Raw genomic sequence first — 20660 nt, 5'->3', positions numbered from 1 at the left:
TTGAGCTTCAGTTGCGTGAGTGCCGCGATGGAACCGGACACCGTACTGATTGATCTCGCGCTTCAAGGCGGCGGTTCGCATGGCGCCTTCACCTGGGGCGTGCTCGATCGCCTGCTGGAAGAGAAGCGGCTTACGATCGCCGCGATCTCCGGGACGTCCGCGGGCGCGATGAACGCAGCCGTGCTGGCGGATGGGTGGACGGCCGGTGGCGCCGAGGGTGCGCGTGACGCGCTCGAACAATACTGGCGCCGCGTTTCGAAGGCGGCGGCCTTCAGCCCGCTCCAGCGCTCGCCGCTCGATCGGCTGATGGGGCGCTGGACGCTGGATACATCGCCGGCCTACATCCTGACCGACCTGATGTCGCGGGTGCTCTCCCCCTACGACCTCAATCCGACCGGTTACAATCCGCTGCATGCGGTGCTGGCTGAGAGCATCGATTTCGAGCGCCTCGCGCGCTCGCCGATCAAGCTGTTCGTCACTGCGACGCGGGTGCGCACTGGGCGAGGACGCATCTTCCGGAACGCGGAGATCACGGTTGACGTGTTGCTCGCGTCGGCCTGCCTGCCAACCATGTTCCGCGCGATCGAGATCGACGGCGAACCGTATTGGGATGGCGGCTTTGCCGGCAACCCGACCATCACACCGCTCATTCGCGAAAGCGACGCGCACGACACCATCCTGGTGCAGATCAATCCGACTGAAAAGCAGGAAGAGCCGCGGACGGCTGCGGAGATTCTCAATCGGCTGAACGAGATTTCGTTCAACTCGCCGCTGATGAAGGAGTTGCGTATGATCGCGTTGCTGCGTCAGGCGGCCGACCCGGGAAGCGGCGAGGGTGCGCGCTGGGCGAAGATGCGGACCCACCGCGTCAAGAGCGACATGCTGGCGAAGTTCGGCGCCTCGTCCAAGCTCAACGCCGAATGGGAGTTCGTCTCGATGCTGCACGGCGAAGGACGTCGCGCAGCCGAAACTTTCCTCGACGAGCACGGCCCGGATATCGGTCGGCGCTCGACCGCCGATCTCGACATCCTGCTGTCGGAGTGCTGAGACGTGGGGCTTCTCGGCATTCTCGTCGGGCTCGGCCTTCTCGTCCTATTCGCCTTTCGCGGCTGGAGCGTTCTCCTGCTGGCGCCGTTCGCCGCGCTCGTCGCGGCGCTGTTCGGCGGCGAGCCGCTACTTGCGAACCTGACGCAGATCTTCATGGTGAATGCTGCTGGATTCCTGGCGCAGTTCTTCCCGATCTTCCTGCTTGGCGCCGTATTCGGGAAACTGATGGACGATAGCGGGGCGGTCACGTCGGTTGCCTCCTTTATGGCGAGACGTCTTGGCGAGCGCCGCGTAATCCTGGCGGTCGTGCTCGCCGGTGCGATGGTCACCTATGGCGGCGTCAGCCTGTTCGTCGCATTCTTCGTGATCGTCCCCATGGCCCGCTCGCTGTTTCGTGCCGCCGCGATTCCGCGGCGATTGATTCCGTCCGCGATCGTGCTGGGCACGTCGACCTTCACGATGTCGGCCTTGCCGGGCACGCCATCGATCCAGAACGCGATCCCGATGCCGTTCTTCGGCACGACGCCTTTTGCTGCGCCCGGACTCAGCGTCATCGCTTCCCTGATCATGGTTGGCGCGGGATTGTGGTGGTTGCGCCGCGCCGAAGCCGCGGCTCGCCGTGCGGGGGAAGGCTATGGCGAGGACATGGAGGGTGCGGCCGAACGTGCCGTCGATGACGAACTGGTCCGCGAATACGCGACCACCGCACGAGAGTTCGATCCGGCCGAGATCCGGCATGGACGGCGCAGCGAAATGTCCGCTCCGGTGGTGAGTGCCATCCTGCCGCTGGCCGTCGTCGTCGCTGTCAATCTCGTGATGTCGCTCCTGGTGTTGCCGCGGTTCGATGTCTCGTATCTGAGCGAGCCGCGCTTCGGCCGTACATCGTTGGCGGAAGTCGCTGGTGTGTGGTCGGTCAGCACCGCACTGGGCGCCGCCATCGTCACGACCATCTTTCTCAATTGGGCCCGGCTTCCCTCTCTGCGGCAGACCATGGACGCCGGTGCCAATGCATCGGTTCTGCCGGCGCTCAGCGTCGCAAGCCTCGTCGGATTCGGTGCGGTCATCGCGGCGCTGCCGGCTTTTGGAACGGTGCGGGACTGGGTGCTTGCGATCGAAGGTGGCCCGTTGGTCTCGCTCGCGGTTGCGACCAATATTCTGGCCGCGCTGACCGGCTCGGCATCCGGCGGCTTGACTATCGCGCTTGACACGCTCGGCCAGACCTATGTCGAGATTGCCGCGCGCCACGGCATCGACCTTGCGCTGATGCATCGCGTCGCGGTGATCGGTTCGGGGACACTGGACATTCTGCCGCACAACGGTGCGGTGGTTAGCCTGCTCGCGATCTGCGGCCTGACCCATCGCGACAGCTATCTCGACATTGTGATGGTGGGCATTGTGACGTCGCTATTGGCGCTGGTGGCCGTGATCGCGTTGGGGAGCGCGCTCGGATCATTCTGATGGACGGCTCGGCGTGAGCGATTGACGGTAGGACGAAGGTTGCATTGGCTGCGGCCAGCCGTCGACGCAACAAATCGAGAAAGCCGGGTGGAAACGATGACGCGAAAGAAAGCGAAGCTGTGTGCGTTGCTTGTAAGCTCGATGGCGACGCTGGGTGCGGGCACGGCGCCGACGGCAACGCTGGCAGAGGATGCCGATGCGGTCTGCAAGGGGCTCGTCAGCGGTACTGACGCCGCAAGATTGATTCCGCAACGTTGCGGGCGCCGTCGCAGCTCGCGGTTGCCGAACGCGGGCCGACGCCGTCCGGGCGCATCACGCCGGCCCATCCGCGCTTCTGCAAGGTGCTCGGCCATATCGACCCCACCGATCCCAAGGCGCCGCCGATCAAATTCCAGGTCAACCTTCCCGTCGATTGGAACGGCCGCTCGCTGCAATATGGCGGCGGCGGTTTCAATGGTGTGCTGATCACGGGGCTTGCGCTGCCGCCAGCCTATCCCTTCGACGAGCCGTCGCCGGTCACGAAGGCGTCGAGCTTCACCTGCGCGCCGTAACAGCTGCGCCGCTCAGACCACGTATCACCCCGCCGCCATGGCCTGCGCGGCACCCAGCAATTGTGCATTGAGCCGGCCGCCGGCGAACAGCATGTCGTCGAGCGCCTCGTCGATATCGGCGGAGATCACGGAGCTGCCGCCATCGCGCGCGAGGCTGGCCTGCGCCAGTCGCCGCGTCAATTCTTTGATGAATGCGCAACTCGTGCCTTCGCTGCGTCGGGCTGCCTCCGCGACGATCGTGTCATCGAGCGGCAGTCCCTTGCCATAAAGCCGGACCAGCTTGCCGCGGCCGGTCTCATCGGGGAGCGGCACTTCAATGGCTTGATCGATGCGGCCGGGGCGACCAGCAAGGGCTCCTTCGAGATCCTCAGGCCGGTTGGTGGTCAGGACGAACAGGATATCTGCGTCCTCCTTCAAACCATCCATCTCGTTGAGCAGCCTATTCAACATGGACTCCTCGCAGGGTCCCATGTCGTCGCGGTCGCGGGCTATGAGATCGACGTCCTCGATCACGACCATCGAGGGTTGCAGTAGCCGTGCCAGGCTCATATAGGCGCCGAGCAGGCCGATTTGCTCGGCCGTGATGATCAGCGTCGTATGCCCGGGCAAATGTGTTGCGAGATAGCGGATCGTGTGGGTCTTGCCAGTGCCTGGCGGTCCGTAAAGCAAGATGCCTTTGCGTGTCGACTGGCCGAGCCGGCGCAACTGGTCGCGGGTGTTGACGAAAGTCAGAACGTTGCGATCGAGCAGCCGCAGGGTCTGTTCCGGGAGGATCACCTCGCTCCGCGACACCGGCGGCAACCGATGCACGGTGATGCCGCGCGAACGGCCGCGATACTCGGAATCGGCGTCGAGCGACAGGATCTTGCCGCGATAGCTGCGCGCAGCTTGCACGGCCTGCTCGAACTCACCAAAACACTTCTGGACGAGGGCCGCGCCTGCAGTGCCTGACGGCACAAGAATCTCAATCCGAATTCCCGGTTCGCGGCTGAATTCGCGGTGAGCACAGAGCAAGACCGCATAACGCAGACTATCCTGCGCGCACAACCACAGGCCGTTATCGAGACATTTGACCGGGCTCTTCTCGCCGACATCTACATCGGAATATTGCAGCGGAGCAATCGCGGTCGCATAGCGACCTTCCCGTAGGAGCCGTGAGATCGACAGCGTTTCGTAGCGCTGTTCCTCGTTCAGCCCGAATAGCCGGATCGACTCGCTGAACAGTCGGTCGATCGCGGCCTGCACGTCCACCCGCATATGACCGGGGAACTGCCGGATAGTGGTCACAAGCTTGCTGCGCGCGACGTCGGCAAAGTGCCAGTTCAGCACGTCGCAGGCGTATTCGAACTCGTTTTCCGGCTCCGGCGTGCTCGTGCTGTCTGCTGCACGAATACAGTCGCTGCACAGCCAGACCGTGCGTTCCCCGATCCGCACTTCCGTCTGTCCTTCAGGTTTGCCGCAGAGCTCGCAAGGGGTCCTGATCTCTTCAAGCGTGATCTTCAGGGGATGCTGGCCGAGCCAGATATATTGCTGGGCTGACTTGAAGAGTGCCTCTGCGACGGATTGCGGGTAGGGACCGCAGGCGGCTTTCTCCTCGCGCTCGATCCGGCCTATCAGCGCGGCGGCTTCGCGCTCCGTCTTACCGAAAACCTGGCGGAGCAGTCCGATGACGAATTCGTCCGGCGTATCGTCGTCATTGTGAATCACCAACTGAGCCGGCTCATGCTCCCCGCACGCACCTTTCGTCATGAAATGACTCCACTGCAACTTGAGCTAGAATGGAACAAATAAGGAACATAAAAGAGAGCAGCCGTCAAGCGGGATGGTCGCTATTTCCATTTGATGCTCGATTCCCGATACGCTGATCCACTCGCGACCTTCCCGCGCCGGGTCGGCAATAGCGTCGCCTTTGACAATCCCAGTCGCCTTGGTTATATACTTCGCATGCGAAATAAAGGAACCGGGGCCAGACACCATCGGCTGATCTACCTGCTGAGTGTCGCGCACCGCCGGTTGCAGCGCTGGATGGCGGCTCGGCCTGAGAGCGAGGTGACGCCGGCGCAGGCGGGGCTGCTCTTCATCCTCGGCAAGCAGGATGGCGTTCTGATCGGCGAGGCGGGCGCGGCACTCGATCTTGGACCGGCCGGCATTTCCGGGCTGGTCGACCGCACGGCGGCCGCAAAACTGATCGAGCGGCAGGCCGACCGCGAGGATGGCCGCGCCTGGCGCATCTGGCTGACGCCGAAGGGGCGCACCGCACTCGCGCAGGCGAAAGCCAGTGCGGCCGAGGTCAACGCGGCGCTGACGGAAGGATTCACGGCCGCGGAAATTGACATCGTCGCGCGCTGGCTGACGAGCATTCAAGACAAGTTTCCAAGAAGTTCAGACGAATAACACGGAGCAGACCAATGACCGAGCACGTCCGGATCGAGAACAACGGTGGAATCCTCACGCTCACGCTGGCGCGCCCCGACAAGAAGAACGCGCTGACCGATGCGATGTACGGCAAGCTGGCGGACGCCATCGAATCCGCCGAGTTCGATCCGTCCGCCCGCGTGATCCTGATCCGCGGTGAGGGCGACATGTTCACCGCCGGCAATGACGTCGGCGAGTTCGCGGCCGTTGCAGCCGGCAAGTCCGAAGGCAGCCGCAACGTCGTGCGCTTCATCCAGTCGCTGGCGCGCTGCACCCGGCCGCTGGTCGCGGCCGTGCAGGGCCGCGCCGTCGGTGTCGGCACCACGATGCTGCTGCATTGCGATCTGGTTGTGCTCGCCGACAACGCGCAATTGTCGACGCCGTTTGTCAGCCTCGCGCTGGTGCCTGAAGCCGCCTCTAGCCTGTTGATGCCGGCGCGCATCGGCCACGCCCGCGCCTACGAGATGTTCGCGCTCGGCGAGACCGTATCTGCCAAATCGGCGCTGGAATGGGGCCTCGCCAACCGCGTGGTGCCGCTCGACAAGCTCGAAGCCGAGGCGCTTGCGCTGGCGCAGCGTCTCGCCCGCCAGCCGGCCGGTGCCCTCATCGCGACCAAGCGGCTGATGCGCAACGGAGAGGCGCTGGTCGCGCAGATGCAGGCCGAAGGCGAGCAGTTCGCGCAGCGTCTGCGCACCGCCGAAGCGCGCGAGGCGTTTACGGCGTTTGCCGAGCGCCGCCCGCCGGATTTCACGAAGGTGGCCTGAAAAGGGCGCAGCCTGTCAGGAGGCGCAGCGGCCACAGCCGCAGGCATTTGATTAAAGTCTTAACCAAACCTTGGCATGTCACCGTGCAAGATGACCGCTCGTGACGAGCAGGTCTTTTGGTCATGTCAATTTTTAAGAAATCGGTAAGCACGCTCCTCCTGGTTCTGATGACACTGCTGGCCGCCGGCGCGCTGACCAGCACGGCGATCCAGATGGTCGGCGCGTTCGGCCGCTACAGCGACAGCCTGGAGACCGAGCGGCTCGCGAACGCCGATAAGGCGATCTTCCATGGCGTGCTCGCGTTACGTAACAATCGCGGCGATGCCCAGAGCGCGCTGCTCGGCGAGGACGATCCGCGCGCCAAGCTCGGCGCCGCCGAGAAGGCCGAGCAGGCCGGTTTTGACGCCATCATCGCGGCACTCACGACCATCGAATTCGCCCGGCGCGACGAGCTCGCGGGCACGCTGAAGCAACGCTGGAACGAAGCCGCGCCAAAATTCCAGTTGTTCTATGACGAGGCCAAGCTGCCGCGTGGCGAGCGCAAGGTGGAACGTACCGCGCCTTGGTACGATGCCGTCACCAAGGTGATCGAGACGGCCAATCTCGCCTCCACCGCGGTGTCGAACCGCGCCTGGATGAACGATCCCTTCATCGCCCGCATGATCCAGGCCCGCCGCCTCGCCTGGCAGGTGCGTGACCGCTACGGCATCCAGTGCTCGACCTTGCGTCCGAACGTCAACAGCTCCAAGCCGCTCGACGAGGCCCAGAAGCAGACCGTAGCTGGCTGGAACGGCATCATCACCGCCGGCTGGACCGGCATGGAGGAGCTGCTGGCTGCGCCTGACGTGACGGCGGATCTCGTCAATACGGCCAAGGAGGCGCGCGCCAAGACCGATGGCGTCCTCAAGCAGATCGGCGATCTCACCAAGAACTTCGACGGCAGCGGCCGTCCGGCGATGCCCGCCTCGGAATGGAATGCGCTATGTCAGTCGCCCTTCGCGTCCATCGTCGCGGTCGCGAACAAGGCGCTCGACCTGTCGATCGCGCGCGCCGAGACGGTGCAGGCGAAGGCCCTGACCAATCTCATCGTGCAGTCCTTCGCGTTCCTGCTCGCGTTGGCGGTGACCCTGGCCGGCGTGTTCGTGGTGCGCAATCGCTTCATGCGTCCGGTGCGCGCCATCCTCGACGCCATCGCGCGCATCAGCGCGCGCGACTATGCGACGCCGGTGCCGCAATCCCGGCATCCCGACGAGTTCGGCACCATGGCTGCGGCGCTCGAAAGCCTGCGCGAGAGCGCGGCGACCGCGGAGCGGCTGGGCCAGGAACGCGAATCGCAGCAGGCGCTCCAGCTCGCCCGCTCCGGCACCGTCGATGCCGCTTGCCGCAGCTTCGACGATACCGTGCAGGCGGTCATCCAGAGCGTCGTGGCCTCGACGCGCGAGCTCGACGCCACCGCGACCGGCGTACGCTCGCTGGTTGCGGAATCGAGCAGCCAGACCGCCGCGGTCTCCTCCGCGGCGGAGCAAGCCACCAACAATCTCGAGACCATCGCGGCCGCGACCGAGGAGCTCTCCGCCTCCGTCGGCGAGATCTCCGCGCAGGTGCAGTCGAGCGCGCGCGAGGCCCGCGAGGCCGTGGCACAGGCCGAGCAGACCAACGCGACGGTCGAGATCCTCGACCAGACCGCAAGCCGCATCGGCGAGGTCGTGAAGATGATCAATGCGATCGCCACCCAGACCAACCTTCTGGCGCTGAATGCCACCATTGAGGCCGCGCGCGCGGGCGAGGCTGGGCGCGGCTTCGCCGTGGTCGCGGGCGAGGTCAAGAGCCTTGCATCCCAGACGGCCACAGCGACGGAAGAGATCTCGCGCCAGGTCGAGGAGATCCAGGGGGCCACCGGCCAGGCCGTCGCCGCGATCCGCTCGATCGGCGGCGCCATTGGCGGCATCGACGAGAAGATGACGGCGATTGCCGCCGCCGTCGAGCAGCAGCGCGCGGCCACCACCGAGATCTCGCGCAATTTCCAGCAGGCAGCCCAAGGCACCCGCGAGGTCACCGACACCATCGGCAGCGTCGCGAGGCTGAACCAGGAGACCGGCAACGCCGGCACGGTGCTGTCGGAGTCCGTCAAGAAGATGTCCGCCGACGCCGATCGTCTCCGCGTCGCGGTCGAGGGCTTCTTGGGAGCGGTGAAGACCGCGTAGTCTCCAGGCCATCGCATATGGCGGACGAGGTTGCCGGACGTGCTCGGCCTGCATGGTTCGAGACGCCCGCTTTGGCGGGCTCCTCACCATGAGGGTCTGATATTTCGCCGCGAAAACGCGACCTCATCCTGAGTCCCCAGCGCCGAAAGCGGGCGCTGCACATGGAACCATGAACCACCTGTCAGATGTCGTCTGACAGGTGGTTCATGGAGAGGGACCGCCGTAGGCGGGCGTCTCGAAGGATGGCCGCAGGCGCGCTTTCCGCCACGTTTTGCTTCATATGCGATAGCCAGTCCCCGCTCTGCTCTCTCATCCAACGTCGCGCGGGCATTGCCGCCGGTCCGCGTGGCGGGTACATCTGTGGCGCCTCGCTCCGCGAGCGCTGCCACAGACGTAAGACATATCAGGGATGGAGAGTTCGATGCCGGTCACCCCACACAAGGCCCAACGCCCCTATCGCGGCGTGTTCCCGGTCGCGCCCACCATCTTCGACGAGCGCGGCGAGCTCGACCTCGAGGGCCAGCGCCGCTGCATCGATTTCATGATCGATGCCGGCTCGAACGGCATTTGCATCCTCGCCAATTTCTCCGAGCAGTTCGTGCTCACCGACGCCGAGCGCGAGACGGTGATGCATGCGGTGCTGGAACATGTGGCCGGCCGGGTTCCCGTGATCGTCACCACCACCCATTTCAGCTCGGCCGTGTGTGCGGCGCGCAGCAAGCAGGCCGAGGCGGCGGGCGCCGCCATGGTGATGGTGATGCCGCCCTATCATGGCGCGACGTTTCGTGTGCCCGAGAAGGGCATCGTTGAGTTCTTCAAGGTGCTCTCCGGCGCGATCGACATTCCCATCATGATTCAGGATGCGCCGGTCGCGGGCACGCCGCTCTCGGTCGAGCTGCTGGCGCGGCTGTCGCGCGAATTCTCCAACATCCGATATTTCAAGATCGAGGTTCCCTTCGCCGCGGCCAAGCTGCGCAGCCTGATCGAGGCGGGTGGCAAAGACATCGAGGGGCCCTGGGACGGCGAGGAGGCGATCACGCTGCTGGCCGACCTCGACGCCGGCGCCACCGGCGCCATGACCGGCGGTGGCTATCCCGACGGCATCCGCCAGATCATCGATCCCTATTTCGCCGGTGATCGCGAGAAGGCGAAGGCCGCCTATGAACGCTGGCTGCCGCTGATCAACTACGAGAACCGCCAATGCGGCCTGATCGCCTGCAAGGTGATGATGCAGGCCGGCGGTGTGATCAAGTCCGAGACGGTGCGGCATCCGCTGCAACCGCTGCATCCGGCGACGCGCGCGGGCCTGCTTGAGCTCGCCAAGGAGCGCGATGCGCTGGCGCTGCGGTGGGGGAAGTAGCTCTCTCCCCTCGTCATTGCGTGAAGCTGTCGTAGGGTGGGCAAAGCGAAGCGTGCCCACCAACTTGCGCGCCGTCGGGAAGAGCGGTGGGCACGGCGCTTTGCGCCTTTGCCCACAAGGCTGCGAGGAGCGACTTGTCCGCCTTCGCTCGCAATGACGAGGGACGCCCATTTCGCCTGAAGGCGTCGAATTAGCGCGCCCGGACCGTTTCCCGCAGCTTCGCGATGGCATATTGTACGCTCGCCAACCGGCCTGCGGAGAATCCCAAGACATCACGCAACACCTCTTCATTATGCCGTTATCCCGAGCCAGGTTGGCGCGAACCGACAGAACAGGGAGGCAGTGCCATGACGATGAGGCCGGATCCCACCTTTCACGCATCGCCCAAGCTTGCGATGGAAGCACCTGCGGAGAACTTTGCTTACACCTTGCTGCTCAGTCCGGATTTCTCCAAGCCGGATGCTCTCGCGGTCATCGACGTCAAGCCGGGATCGCCGAGCTATAGCCAGATCGTCCACACCGTGACGATGCCCAACAAGGGCGACGAGTTTCATCACTTCGGCTGGAATGCCTGCTCCTCCGCCTTGTCGCCGCTCGCCGGACACGCCTTCATCGAGCGGCGCTATCTCATCATCCCCGGGCTGCGCTCGTCGCGGATCTACGTCATCGACACCAAGCCCGATCCGACGAAAGCCAAGATCCACAAGATCATCGAACCGGAGGAGGTCTTCAAGAAGACCGGCTACTCGCGGCCGCACACGATCCATTGCGGGCCGGACGGCATTTACGTGAGTACGCTGGGCGGTGGCGGCAAGGACGGCACCAACGGTCCTCCCGGCGTCTTCATCATGGATTGCGAGACGTTCGAAGTCCTTGGACGATGGGAGATCGACCGTGGCCCGCAGACGCTGCACTATGATTTCTGGTGGAATCTGCCGCGCGACTACATGGTGACGAGCGAATGGGCGTTGCCGCCGCAGTTCGAGAACGGGATCGTCCCGGAAGATCTGCTGTCGAACAAATATGGTCATCGTCTCCACTTCTGGGACCTTCGCGCCCGTCGCAACGTTCAGACCATCGACCTCGGCGCCAATCATCAGATGGCGCTGGAGGTGCGGCCCGCGCACGATCCGGTTCGCGAGTACGGCTTCGTCGGCGTCGTGGTCGACACCACCAACCTCGAAGCATCGATCTGGACCTGGTGGCGCGAGGGTGGAAAATTCCATGCCGAGAAGACGGCGACGATCCCTCCCGAACCCGCGCCCAAGGAGAAGCTTCCGCCGCTGCTGCAGGGATTTGGCGCCGTGCCGCCGCTGGTGACCGACATCGACCTGTCGATGGATGACCGGTTCCTCTATGTCTCCTGCTGGGGCACCGGCGAAATGCGCCAATACGACGTCAGCGATCCCAGGAAGCCGCAGCTTGCGGGCTCGGTCCACATCGGCGGCATCGCGCGCCGCACGCCGCATCCGAACGGCAAGGCCTTTGCGGCCGGCCCGCAGATGGTCGAGATCAGCCGCGACGGCAGGCGCGTGTACTGGACCAACTCGCTCTATTCCACCTGGGACGACCAGTTCTATCCCGACGGGGTTCCGGGCGTGGAGGTCATGGCCAATGTCGGTCGCAACGGCGGCCTCGAGCTCGACAAGGACTATTTCGTGAGCTTCCCCGACGGATATCGTGCGCACCAGATCAGGCTCGAGGGCGGCGACTGTTCGACGGATTCCTTTTGCTACCCGTCGGTCTAGATTGGGGGCATGCGAGCCCGGCACTCGGCTGGCTGTGGCTCGCGCTTGTTGCGAGCGGTCTCTACCACGGGGTCAATCCGGGCATGGGCTGGCCGCTCGCGGTTTCGGCCGGGCTCATGGACAAGAGCCCACGCGCGCTCTTTCGCGCGTTGTGGGCTCTCGCGGCCGGGCACCTCCTGGCAACGCTTCTCGTGCTGCTGCCATTCGCGTTCCTGCTCGTGCTGGCGCAGTGGCAGCGTCGGATCCAGCTGGTCGCGAGCCTTCTCGTCATCGGCTTCGGCGTCTATCGCTTGATCGTTCGGCGCCATCCCCGCGCGCTGGCACGAATTCCGCCGACGCAATTGCTGCTCTGGTCGTTTGCCGTCGCCATTGCTCACGGCGCCGCCTTGATGCTCGTGCCGATCTATCTCGGGCTCTGCCAGGCCTTCGAGCTCGACGCCGGACACGAGGCGGCGGGCGCGCTGATGAAGGCAAACGTCGGGATGGCGGTGCTGGTGTCCGTGGTGCACGTTGCCGCCATGGTCGGCGCCGGCGGATGTCTGGCTTGGCTCGTCTACCGCTATCTGGGATTGAAGTTCGTCTCGCGAAGCTGGTTCAATCTCGATGCAGTCTGGGCGGCCAGCCTCGTTCTGGTCGGAGCGGTGGCGCTCGCCTTCAATCTTGCGAGCTGGCGCTGAGGGCTACCGTGCCAAAGCCCATTCGCCGATGATGCGGAAGCGCGCTTTGGTCTCGTCCTGCTTGAACAGGGCGAGGCGGTCGATCGCCAGCTTGTCGATGCCACGCGCCGCAAATCGTCCCCGCAGCATCTCCAGGATCGGCCCACGCCGTTCCGCGTCCAGCCGTCCCGTCAGCGTCATGTGGAAGCGGAATTCCTCCATCACGTAAGGGTAGCCCCAGCGGTCGAGATAATCGCGCTGGCGCTCGGTGAGTCTGCCGGGCTTCCGCCGCGCGCGATCTTCCGCGGTGAGGGCGGCGCGGAAGGAATCGAATTCACGAACGCAGTCGGCGGCAAATTGCTGAAGCGCATCGACCGGCTCGGCCGGAATGACGGCGATGAAGCCGCTGATTGTATCGACGACAGGGCGGATCACCGGAATTGCCTGCGGCTTGGCGGCGAACGTCGCGCAGGCGGCCATGAGTTCGGCCTCGGTCTTGCCTGATGTCAGCGCCATCGGCGCCTTCAGCGTGCCGTGAAAACCGTATTTGCGGGGGTCGGCGCTGACCTCGCGCCAGTCCGGCGCGATCTGCAGCGCTTCGCGCGGGAACGGCATCTCGTCGCCCGTATGGGCGTCATAGCCGAGCAGCTCGGCGCCGAAGCGGGAGAGGACGCTGTCGGCGCCTGCGGCAAAATAGATCGCGTAGCGGGGAAAACCTGTCATCGACTCAGCATAGCCGATTCACGCTGCCGCGACAGCTTCGCGCGGCGCGACCATTGCTGTGAGCAGCCGCGTCGCATCGGTGAGATGCACGAGCTTGCCGCCTGAGATCACCGCGATCAGCCGCGGCCGCAGCTTCACGCTGTCGTCGACGAGGAGAATGTCAGCGCGGCGTCCCTCTGCGAGGATGCCGCGATCGGTGAGGCCGGTCGCGCGCGCCGGGCCGGCGGAGACCAGATCCCAGGCCTTCGTCAGCGGCAGCACGCCGTCGGCGGCGAGGCGGAATGCGGCGAGCAACTGCGCGGGATAGTAGTAATCCGACGCCAGCACCGAGCAGAGCCGCTTGGCGATCATGTCGGATGCCCTGGTCCAGCCGGTGTGGCTGCCGCCGCGCACGACGTTCGGTGCGCCATAGACGATGGCATCGCCGTGGCTCGCTGCCGCCCGCGCCGTCTCCTCGTTGATCGGAAACTCCGCGATGTCGGCGCCGAGCTCGCGAAACTCCTGTCGCATCGCCGGGGTAGCGTCATCATGCGAGAGCATCCGCACCCCGGCCGCGCGGGCAGAAGCGGCCAGACGCGACACCGAAGCGGGCACCTTGTCGGCGCGCGAGATCACGCGCTCGACCAGCCGGTCGAATTCTTCGCTCGAAAGGCCGGTGCGCTCCACCATCCGGTTGCGCTTGCGCGGCTTGGCCATGTCGGCGACGGTGCCGTCCATGTGGTCGTTGAAGGCGAACAGGTCGACGCGGCCCTCGGCGAGCCACTCGCTGATCTCGGCCTCGGCGTCGAGATTGTAGGTCTCGTGGCGCAGATGGAAGCGGGTGTCGGCGGCGAATTGCGGGCGCTGCCGCTCGATCGCCTCCATCAGGCCGCGTGCATTGTCGGCGCTGCGCAGACCCGGCTCCCAGGAGCAGGTCGTGGCGTGAAACACGGTGGTGATGCCGTTGCTGATCGCCTGGCGGTCGCTGTCCGCGAGCGCGACGTCGATCGGGAAATCGACGCCGGCGCGCGGCATCATCTGGCGCTCGAAGGCATCTCCATGCAGATCAACGATGCCGGGCAGCACCAGCAGATCGCGGACATCGATCGCGAGCCGCGCCCGGCCGCGAGAAGCAGCGACCTGCGCGATGTCCGTTCCGGACACGAGAAGCGAGGTTTCGACGAGCTCGGCGCCGATCAGGGCCCGGCCGCCTTCAAGGAATATGTCTGTCACGCGACCGCGCTTCGTTTGCTGGCAGGCGAATTGGTGAGTGAGCTCGCCCGTGCTTCGTATGTCGACAGAAAATCTTCAATCCCGAGCCTGCGGAAATCGGGCAGCGCCTCGCGCAATTTGTCGTGATCCCAGTCCCACCAGGCGAGCTTCGCGAGGCGCCCGGCGATCTCCTCCGAGAATCGCCGCCGCACGATCCGGGCCGGATTGCCGGCGACGATGGTGTAGGCCGGCACGTCCTTGGTGACGATGGCGCCGGCGGCGATCACCGCGCCGGTGCCGATGTTGCGGCCCGGCAGCACGATCGCGCCATGGCCGATCCACACGTCATGGCCGATATGGACATGATGCTGGCGCCGCCAGTCGAAGAACTCGGCATCGTCGCTCTCACCCTCGAAATAGGCGCTGGAGCGGTAGGTGAGATGCGCCTGTGTCGCGCGATGCATCGGATGGTTGCCTGGATTGATGCGCGTCATCGCCGCGATCGAGCAGAACTTTCCGATGGTGCTGTAGGTGATCTGCGAGTCGTTCACGACATAGGAGTAGTCACCCATCGTCACTTCATGCAGGATCGTGCGTTCGCCGACCTCGGTATAGGCGCCGAGCCTGGTCTCATGCAGCTTGGCCGAGGGATCGATGGTCGGCTGAACCGAAAGGGTTTTGGCGGCCATGTTGCATCCAGAGGTGCGAGGGCGGGCGTCTCTCTTCGAGCGGCTTGATGACGATGTCATGACGCTGAGATGACAGGGGATGAGGTGTGCAGGATCGCCGCACTGCAGCGGTGCTGTCACACAAGTGTTAAGCGCGGGCGTTAGCGGTTGGCTCCAGCTACTCTGGAGCCGTGCATGCTGGTGGTGGATGGTCTGACGTGTCGCTTCGGCGCAAAAGCCGCGGTGGACGACGCTTCGTTTCAAGTTTCCCCCGGCGGCTTTGTCGGTGTGATCGGGCGATCCGGTGCCGGCAAGTCGACATTGTTGCGGACCATCAACCGGCTTGTGACGCCGACCGGGGGGCGCATCCTGTTCGACGGCGTCGACGTCACCTTGCTGCGCGGCAAGGAGCTGCGGCAGTGGCGCGCGCGCTCGGCGATGATCTTCCAGCAGTTCAACCTGGTCGGCCGGCTCGACGTGCTCACCAACGTCCTGATGGGGCGCCTTGCGACGATGCCCGCCTGGCGTTCGCTGTCGCAGGCCTGGCCCGAGCAGGACAAGGCGCTGGCGATGTCGGCGCTCGAGCAGTTCGACATCGCTTCGCTCGCTGCCCAGCGCGCCGACCAGCTCTCCGGCGGTCAGCAGCAGCGCGTGGCCATCGCCCGCGCGCTGGTGCAGCAGCCCGACATCATCCTCGCCGACGAGCCGATCGCCTCGCTCGATCCGCGCAACACCAAGATCGTGATGGATGCGCTGCTGCGCATCAACAAGCATTTCGGCATCACCGTGCTCTGCAACCTGCATTCGCTCGATCTGGCGCGGACCTATTGCGACCGCCTGATCGGCATGGCTGCCGGCCGCGTGGTGTTCGACGGCGTGCCGTCCGCGCTGACCGATCACGTCGCGCGCGAGCTCTACGATCTCGAAGCCGCCGACGTCATGGGCGGCATGCCTGTCCCGGCGCCCGAGGGCGTGCCGGCGCTCGGAACCGCCGCGGCGGCCTGAGCCGCGTCGCATCTTTTGTTGCCAGTATTGCGTCAACCGCCCCCAACCGATGAAGAGGGTACCATGTTTACTCGCAGACTAGTTCTTGCCGGCGCCGCCGCGCTCGCGTTCACAGCCTCCGCCTCGGCGAACGACTGGAAGGCCAAATATCCCGAGTTGACCTTCGCGGTCGTCCCCGCCGAGAACGCCTCCGGCGTCACCGAGCGCTGGGCACCGTTCGTGAGCTATCTGTCCAAGGAACTGGGCGTGAAGGTCACGCTGCGCATCGCCAACGACTACGCTGCGGTCATCGAAGGCCAGCGCGCCGGCAACATCCACATCGCGAGCTACGGCTCGGCCTCGTTCGCCCGCGCCCGCTTGACCGGCGTCAAGACCGACGCCTTCGCCAACGACATCAACGCCGACGGCTCGACCGGCTATTACTCGGTGTTCTTCGTCAAGGCGAGCAGCCCCTACAAGAAAGTCGACGACCTCAAGGGCAAGAACCTCGGCCTCGTCGACCCGAACTCGACCTCCGGCAACAACGTGCCGCGCTTCGAGCTCGACAAGATGGGCATCCACGATGCCGATACCTATTTCGGCAAGGTCGTCTTCACCGGCAGTCACGAGAACGCGATGCTGGCCCTTTCGCAGGGCACGGTCGACGTTGCCGCCAACCAGTGGACCAGCGACGATGATTCCACGCTGGCGCAGATGCTGACCAAGGGCATGCTCAAGAACGCCGACGGCTCGGCGATGAAGAAGGACGATTTCCGCATCATCCACAAGTCGGCGCCGATCATCAACGGCCCCTATGCCTACAACTCCGACCTGCCGGAAGACGCCAAAGCTGCCATCGCCAAGGCTTTCTTCGACGCGCCGGCCAAGGACAAGGCCGCGTTCGACCGTCTCTCCGACGGCCAGAAGAAGGGTTTCCATCCCGCCACCACCAAGGATTGGGATGGCACGATCGAGCTGATCAAGTTCGTCGACGCGCTGCGTAAAAAGAAGGCGTCCTGAGTCTTCGGGACGATGCACCTGAGCCGGGTCCCAAGGACCCGGCTCTTTCTTTGACGGGACCTGTTTCGAGCGATGACGACAGCGGTTTCGATCCTTCCCGAGCAGCAGCTCGCCGCGCTCAACGCTGCCTATCGCCAGGCGGTTTCGCGGCGTCGGCTCCGCCTGCTGTTGGGAGCTGCGATCTTTGCCGCAGCGCTGGTTCTCGCCGCGATCGGCGCCGAAGTGAATCTGCGCACGCTGTTCACCTATTTCGGCAATTTCGTCAGCTATTTCGACCGCATCCTCACGCTCGAGAACGGCCAGCGGGTCTGGACCGATTTCGGCGAGTGGCTCTGGGGCTGGCGCAAATGGCTGAAGATGCTGGGTGAGACGCTACTGATCTCCTATGTCGGCACGCTGATCGGCGCGACGTTCGCCTTCGCCCTCAACTTCTTTGCGGCCGAGAACACCTCGCCCGCGCCGTGGCTGCGCTTCGTGGTGCGGCGGCTGCTCGAATTCGCCCGCACGGTCCCCGGCATCGTGTTCGCTCTGGTCTTCGTCATCGCCTTCGGGCTCGGACCGATGGCCGGCGTGCTCGCGATCGCGATCCACTCCACCGGCGCGCTTGGCAAGTTGTTCTCGGAGATCGTCGAGAATGCCGACATGAAACCGGTCGAAGGCATCCGCTCGACCGGGGCCAGCTGGCTGTCCTGCATGCGTTTTGCGGTCGTGCCGCAGGTGACCGCCGGCTATGCCAGCTATGCGCTGCTTCGCTTCGAGATCAATGTCCGCGAGGCCTCCGTCATGGGCTTCGTCGGCGCCGGTGGCATCGGCCAGGAGCTCGTCGTCGCCATCCGCAAGTTCTACTATTCGGACGTCAGCGCCATCCTGCTCACCATCATCATTACCGTCTTCGTCATCGACATCACCACCGGCTGGCTGCGCGGCCGCCTGTTCGGCAAGGAGGCGCGGACGTGACGAGGCCGCAGGAGGTCGATACGCGCGAGATGCGTGCGCGCTATCCCGATGTGTTCGACCGGCCGGCCTCGGCACGGCTCGCGACACCCGCGATGATCGTCGCTGCGTTCGCGATCCTGATTTACGGTCTCGTCGATCTCGACTTCTCGCCGTCGCGCTTCTTCGCCGGCCTCAGCCAGCTCGGCTGGATCAGCCTGATGATGATCCCGCCGGATCCCGGCTCCTCGCTGCCGGTCTACCTGAAGGCACTGGGCGAGACGCTGTCGATCGCGCTGCTCGGCACCACGCTGGCCGCGGTCTTCGCGCTGCCGGTCAGCCTGCTCGCGGCGCGCAACATCGTGCCGTCGAACATCCTGCGTTTCCCCGTCCGCCGCGTCCTCGATTCGATCCGCGGCGTCGATACGCTGATCTGGGCGCTGGTGTGGATCAACGTCGTCGGGCTCGGCCCGTTCGCTGGGGTGCTCGCCATCGCGGTGGCGGACTTCGGTGCGTTCGGCAAGCTGTTCTCGGAAGCGATCGAGAGCGCCGACCAGAAGCAGGTCGAAGGTATCCGTGCCTCCGGCGGCAGCGCGCTGCACGAGATCCGCTTCGGCCTGTTGCCGCAGGTCCTGCCGGTGATCGCAGGCCAGGTGCTCTATTTCATCGAATCCAACACCCGCTCGGCCACCATCATCGGCATTGTCGGCGCCGGCGGCATCGGCCTCCAGCTCGCGGAGCAGATCCGCGTGCTGGAATGGCAGAAGGTGTCGTTCCTGATCCTGATGATCCTGGTTGCGGTCGCCGCGATCGATTTCATCTCCGGCAAGCTGCGCTTTGCGATCATCGGAAGGCGCGCTGTCGCCTGAGCAAAGGCGCCGTAGAGTGGGCAAAGCGAAGCGTGCCCACCGCTTCTCGCGAATCTTGGAAAGATCGTGGGCACGGCGCAAGTGCGCCTTTGCCCACCCTACGGCTCCGGTTTTGTGGAGAGGGTCCCCTACGACTCCACCAAAAACTCCACCCGCTCCGCGGCGAACCGCGAATGCTTGGTCACCAGCGGCTTGCCCGTGAGATCGTGGTCGGTGGCGTCCACCACCAGGATCGGCCGCCCCAGCGCCAGATCGAGCCGTGCGGCGTCGGTGGCGTCGACGATGCCGGCGGTGATTCGGGTCGCGCCGCGGCGATAATCGCGCACGCCGTAATGTGCGAGCAGTTTCGTCATCGAGCGCGTCGCCGCGAACACGGCGCCCGCATCCGGAAACAGTTCCGCCGACAGCCAGGTGGTGGAAACACAGATCGGCGTGCGGTCGGCGAGGCGGATCGCTTCGATCCGCACCAAGGGCGCGCCGGCCTTCAATCCCAATTCCCGCGCGAGCTCGCGCGTCGCGATGTCATTGCTCGCCTCGATCAGCCGGCCATGCGGCTCGCGGCCATCGGCGCCGACGATCTCGGAAAAACGCGTGCGCGAGCGCAAAGGATAGGCGAGTTTCTGTGCCTCGACATAGGTTCCGCTGCCGCGCTCGGCGCGCACCAGGCCGCGCTCGGCAAGGGCTGCCAGCGCGCGCCGCACGGTGTGGCGGTTGACGCGATAGGTTTCGGCGATCTCCATCTCGCCCGGCAGCTTGTCGCCGGCCGCAAAGCGGCCGTCGGCGATGCCGCGCTCGATGCCATCGGCAACGAGGCGCCATAGCGCCACGCCCGAGGAGGCTGTGTCCTGCATGCTCATGTCGTCGGTCAGCCTAGCCCGAAAATCACATCATTGTCACGAAACAGTCATGGCGCGTCCGTATGAAGTTGTCTATTATCATAGACAACTTCGATGCGGCAAGTTCTGTGAAGAGTTCGGTGGACCAGGTGACGCAGCACAACAACCAGCAAGCCCAGCGCAAGGCCGCAATGGCGGTGCTGGCGCACGCGGAGGCGGGCGAGATCGCCGCTCGCCTCCGCAACTTGGCCTTGGACTCGGCCTTGCCGGCCCATCAGGATCTGCGGGCGCCCGAAAACGGCCTCGTCATGCTGCGCGGCCGGGTCGGCGGCGACGGCGCGCCGTTCAATCTCGGTGAAGCCACGGTGTCGCGCGCCGCGGTGCGGCTTGCGAGCGGGGAGGTCGGGTTCGGCTACACGCTCGGGCGCAACAGTGAGAAGGCGCGGCTGATCGCGCTGTGCGATGCGCTGGTGCAGTCCTGCGATTTCGGCGGGCTCGTCGAGCACAACGTTATCGCGCCGTTGCGCGAGCAGCTGATGGTCAGGCGGAAGCGGGCGGCGGAAGAGATCGCCGCGACGAAGGTTGATTTCTACACCATGGTGCGCGGTGAGGGATGAGGTCATGACCACGATTGCGGAGCTGCCGCCGGGTTTCGCCGACAAGGTCTTGTCGGCGCAATCGACCTTTCGCTCGGTCATGGACGCAATGGCGCGGCCGGGCTCGGTTCAGCGCATCGTGCCGATGGCGGGAGCGCCAGGGCCGATGATGCGAGGCACCGCCGCGATCGCACTGACGCTGTTCGACCACGATACGCCGCTCTGGCTCGATGCGCGGATGGCGGAGAGCTCGGACGTGGTGAAATGGCTGAAATTTCACACGGGCGCGCCGGTCGTGCAGGATTGCTCGATCGCGAGCTTCGCGTTGATCAGCAACGGCGGTGCGCTGCACTCGCTCGAGCGCTTCGCGCTCGGCACCAGCGAATATCCGGACCGCTCGACCACGGTGATCATCCAGGTCGATAGCCTGGTCTCGGGGCATAGCTTCGAGTTGCGCGGCCCCGGCATCGACGGTGTCGCTGCGCTGCAGGCGTCGATCGAGCCTTTCGACCTGTTCGAGCGGTTGCGTATGAACGAAGCACTGTTTCCGCGCGGCATCGATGCGGTGCTGGTCGCCGATGACGTCGTGGTCGCGATCCCCCGCACCACGCGCGTCGTGAGCAAGGGAAGCTGAAGC

General features: G+C 65.1%; 19 protein-coding genes and 1 pseudogene. 15 read left to right on the top strand and 5 right to left on the bottom strand.

Annotated elements, in window-relative coordinates:
• The first annotated feature begins 27 nt into the window (after positions 1-27).
• The 3 genes and pseudogenes from ACVIIV_RS04670 to ACVIIV_RS04660 form a co-directional block, all read left to right on the top strand.
• Positions 28-1047 (top strand): patatin-like phospholipase family protein, encoded by a 1020-nt coding sequence (locus tag ACVIIV_RS04670; protein WP_456743136.1) that lies wholly within the window; start codon positions 28-30, stop codon positions 1045-1047.
• Between the two features lie 3 nt (positions 1048-1050).
• The gene (locus ACVIIV_RS04665) at positions 1051-2505 is read left to right on the top strand and encodes a GntP family permease (RefSeq protein ID WP_456743135.1); all 1455 of its coding nucleotides are present in this window, start codon (positions 1051-1053) and stop codon (positions 2503-2505) included.
• Between the two features lie 96 nt (positions 2506-2601).
• Positions 2602-3029 (top strand): annotated as a pseudogene (locus tag ACVIIV_RS04660) (tannase/feruloyl esterase family alpha/beta hydrolase); the annotation flags it as partial.
• A gap of 51 nt (positions 3030-3080) precedes the next feature.
• Here ACVIIV_RS04660 and ACVIIV_RS04655 read toward each other — a convergent pair.
• Positions 3081-4805 (bottom strand): ATP-dependent Clp protease adaptor ClpS, encoded by a 1725-nt coding sequence (locus ACVIIV_RS04655; RefSeq protein WP_456743134.1) that lies wholly within the window; start codon positions 4803-4805, stop codon positions 3081-3083.
• Positions 4806-5000: 195 nt separating this feature from the next.
• Here ACVIIV_RS04655 and ACVIIV_RS04650 point away from each other — a divergent pair, with 195 nt between their 5' ends.
• The 6 genes from ACVIIV_RS04650 to ACVIIV_RS04625 all read left to right on the top strand — a co-directional run bounded on the left by ACVIIV_RS04650 (position 5001) and on the right by ACVIIV_RS04625 (position 12224).
• Positions 5001-5450: a MarR family winged helix-turn-helix transcriptional regulator gene (locus tag ACVIIV_RS04650; protein ID WP_456748665.1), complete on the top strand. Its 450-nt coding sequence runs from the start codon at positions 5001-5003 to the stop codon at positions 5448-5450.
• 14 nt (positions 5451-5464) lie between these two features.
• Positions 5465-6235, top strand: a complete 771-nt coding sequence (locus tag ACVIIV_RS04645) for an enoyl-CoA hydratase (RefSeq protein ID WP_456743133.1) — start codon at positions 5465-5467, stop codon at positions 6233-6235.
• Positions 6236-6357: 122 nt separating this feature from the next.
• Entirely contained in the window at positions 6358-8439 is a 2082-nt protein-coding gene (locus ACVIIV_RS04640) for a methyl-accepting chemotaxis protein (RefSeq protein WP_456743132.1), read from the top strand.
• Between the two features lie 421 nt (positions 8440-8860).
• Positions 8861-9799, top strand: a complete 939-nt coding sequence (locus tag ACVIIV_RS04635; RefSeq protein ID WP_456743131.1) for a dihydrodipicolinate synthase family protein — start codon at positions 8861-8863, stop codon at positions 9797-9799.
• Positions 9800-10146: 347 nt separating this feature from the next.
• On the top strand, positions 10147-11547 hold the full coding sequence (locus ACVIIV_RS04630) for a selenium-binding protein SBP56-related protein (RefSeq protein WP_456743130.1): 1401 nt from the start codon (positions 10147-10149) through the stop codon (positions 11545-11547).
• 83 nt (positions 11548-11630) lie between these two features.
• A complete protein-coding gene (locus ACVIIV_RS04625; protein WP_456748664.1) occupies positions 11631-12224 on the top strand; it encodes a hypothetical protein in 594 nt (197 codons plus the stop codon).
• Positions 12225-12227: 3 nt separating this feature from the next.
• Here the strand turns inward: ACVIIV_RS04625 and ACVIIV_RS04620 are convergent, their stop codons facing one another.
• From ACVIIV_RS04620 to ACVIIV_RS04610, 3 genes are read right to left on the bottom strand one after another with little or no spacing between them, the layout of a single operon-like run.
• On the bottom strand, positions 12228-12926 hold the full coding sequence (locus ACVIIV_RS04620; protein WP_456743129.1) for a DUF1045 domain-containing protein: 699 nt from the start codon (positions 12924-12926) through the stop codon (positions 12228-12230).
• Positions 12927-12944: 18 nt separating this feature from the next.
• On the bottom strand, positions 12945-14138 hold the full coding sequence (locus ACVIIV_RS04615; protein WP_456743128.1) for an alpha-D-ribose 1-methylphosphonate 5-triphosphate diphosphatase: 1194 nt from the start codon (positions 14136-14138) through the stop codon (positions 12945-12947).
• Positions 14135-14806 carry a transferase hexapeptide repeat family protein gene (locus ACVIIV_RS04610; protein WP_456743127.1) on the bottom strand — a complete coding sequence of 224 codons (672 nt, stop codon included), beginning with the start codon at positions 14804-14806 and terminating at the stop codon, positions 14135-14137. The genes ACVIIV_RS04615 and ACVIIV_RS04610 overlap by 4 nt, the downstream gene beginning before the upstream one ends.
• Positions 14807-14980: 174 nt before the next feature.
• On the opposite strand from ACVIIV_RS04610, the gene phnC reads away from it, so the two are divergent.
• The 4 genes from phnC to phnE (ACVIIV_RS04590) all read left to right on the top strand — a co-directional run bounded on the left by phnC (position 14981) and on the right by phnE (ACVIIV_RS04590) (position 18591).
• Complete coding sequence (phnC, locus tag ACVIIV_RS04605; protein WP_456743126.1) at positions 14981-15790, top strand: phosphonate ABC transporter ATP-binding protein; 810 nt, start codon at positions 14981-14983, stop codon at positions 15788-15790.
• A gap of 63 nt (positions 15791-15853) precedes the next feature.
• Positions 15854-16789, top strand: a complete 936-nt coding sequence (gene phnD / locus ACVIIV_RS04600; protein WP_456743125.1) for a phosphonate ABC transporter substrate-binding protein — start codon at positions 15854-15856, stop codon at positions 16787-16789.
• A 72-nt stretch (positions 16790-16861) separates the two neighbouring features.
• Positions 16862-17746, top strand: coding sequence for a phosphonate ABC transporter, permease protein PhnE (gene phnE, locus ACVIIV_RS04595; protein ID WP_456743124.1), 885 nt, complete (start codon positions 16862-16864; stop codon positions 17744-17746).
• Positions 17743-18591, top strand: coding sequence for a phosphonate ABC transporter, permease protein PhnE (gene phnE / locus ACVIIV_RS04590; protein ID WP_456743123.1), 849 nt, complete (start codon positions 17743-17745; stop codon positions 18589-18591). The genes phnE (ACVIIV_RS04595) and phnE (ACVIIV_RS04590) overlap by 4 nt, the downstream gene beginning before the upstream one ends.
• Positions 18592-18719: 128 nt before the next feature.
• On the opposite strand, the gene phnF is transcribed toward phnE (ACVIIV_RS04590), so the two are convergent.
• On the bottom strand, positions 18720-19448 hold the full coding sequence (gene phnF / locus ACVIIV_RS04585) for a phosphonate metabolism transcriptional regulator PhnF (RefSeq protein ID WP_456743122.1): 729 nt from the start codon (positions 19446-19448) through the stop codon (positions 18720-18722).
• A 119-nt stretch (positions 19449-19567) separates the two neighbouring features.
• Here phnF and phnG point away from each other — a divergent pair, with 119 nt between their 5' ends.
• Positions 19568-20044, top strand: coding sequence for a phosphonate C-P lyase system protein PhnG (gene phnG, locus ACVIIV_RS04580; protein WP_456743121.1), 477 nt, complete (start codon positions 19568-19570; stop codon positions 20042-20044).
• Between the two features lie 4 nt (positions 20045-20048).
• Positions 20049-20657, top strand: a complete 609-nt coding sequence (phnH, locus tag ACVIIV_RS04575) for a phosphonate C-P lyase system protein PhnH (RefSeq protein WP_456743120.1) — start codon at positions 20049-20051, stop codon at positions 20655-20657.
• Positions 20658-20660: the final 3 nt, after the last annotated feature.

The sequence above is a fragment of the Bradyrhizobium sp. USDA 4354 genome (assembly GCF_054060315.1).
This window is presented reverse-complemented; position numbering and strand designations above follow the sequence as displayed.

Coding starts and splice junctions, on each gene's coding strand:
- ACVIIV_RS04640 (WP_456743132.1), top strand. CDS start 6,358: ATGTCAATTTTTAAGAAATCGGTAAGCACGCTCCTCCTGGTTCTGATG.
- ACVIIV_RS04645 (WP_456743133.1), top strand. CDS start 5,465: ATGACCGAGCACGTCCGGATCGAGAACAACGGTGGAATCCTCACGCTC.
- ACVIIV_RS04610 (WP_456743127.1), bottom strand. CDS start 14,806: ATGGCCGCCAAAACCCTTTCGGTTCAGCCGACCATCGATCCCTCGGCC.
- phnD (WP_456743125.1), top strand. CDS start 15,854: ATGTTTACTCGCAGACTAGTTCTTGCCGGCGCCGCCGCGCTCGCGTTC.
- ACVIIV_RS04630 (WP_456743130.1), top strand. CDS start 10,147: ATGACGATGAGGCCGGATCCCACCTTTCACGCATCGCCCAAGCTTGCG.
- phnH (WP_456743120.1), top strand. CDS start 20,049: ATGACCACGATTGCGGAGCTGCCGCCGGGTTTCGCCGACAAGGTCTTG.
- phnE (WP_456743124.1), top strand. CDS start 16,862: ATGACGACAGCGGTTTCGATCCTTCCCGAGCAGCAGCTCGCCGCGCTC.
- phnF (WP_456743122.1), bottom strand. CDS start 19,448: ATGAGCATGCAGGACACAGCCTCCTCGGGCGTGGCGCTATGGCGCCTC.
- phnC (WP_456743126.1), top strand. CDS start 14,981: ATGCTGGTGGTGGATGGTCTGACGTGTCGCTTCGGCGCAAAAGCCGCG.
- ACVIIV_RS04620 (WP_456743129.1), bottom strand. CDS start 12,926: ATGACAGGTTTTCCCCGCTACGCGATCTATTTTGCCGCAGGCGCCGAC.
- ACVIIV_RS04670 (WP_456743136.1), top strand. CDS start 28: ATGGAACCGGACACCGTACTGATTGATCTCGCGCTTCAAGGCGGCGGT.
- ACVIIV_RS04635 (WP_456743131.1), top strand. CDS start 8,861: ATGCCGGTCACCCCACACAAGGCCCAACGCCCCTATCGCGGCGTGTTC.
- ACVIIV_RS04625 (WP_456748664.1), top strand. CDS start 11,631: ATGGGCTGGCCGCTCGCGGTTTCGGCCGGGCTCATGGACAAGAGCCCA.
- ACVIIV_RS04655 (WP_456743134.1), bottom strand. CDS start 4,805: ATGACGAAAGGTGCGTGCGGGGAGCATGAGCCGGCTCAGTTGGTGATT.
- ACVIIV_RS04650 (WP_456748665.1), top strand. CDS start 5,001: ATGCGAAATAAAGGAACCGGGGCCAGACACCATCGGCTGATCTACCTG.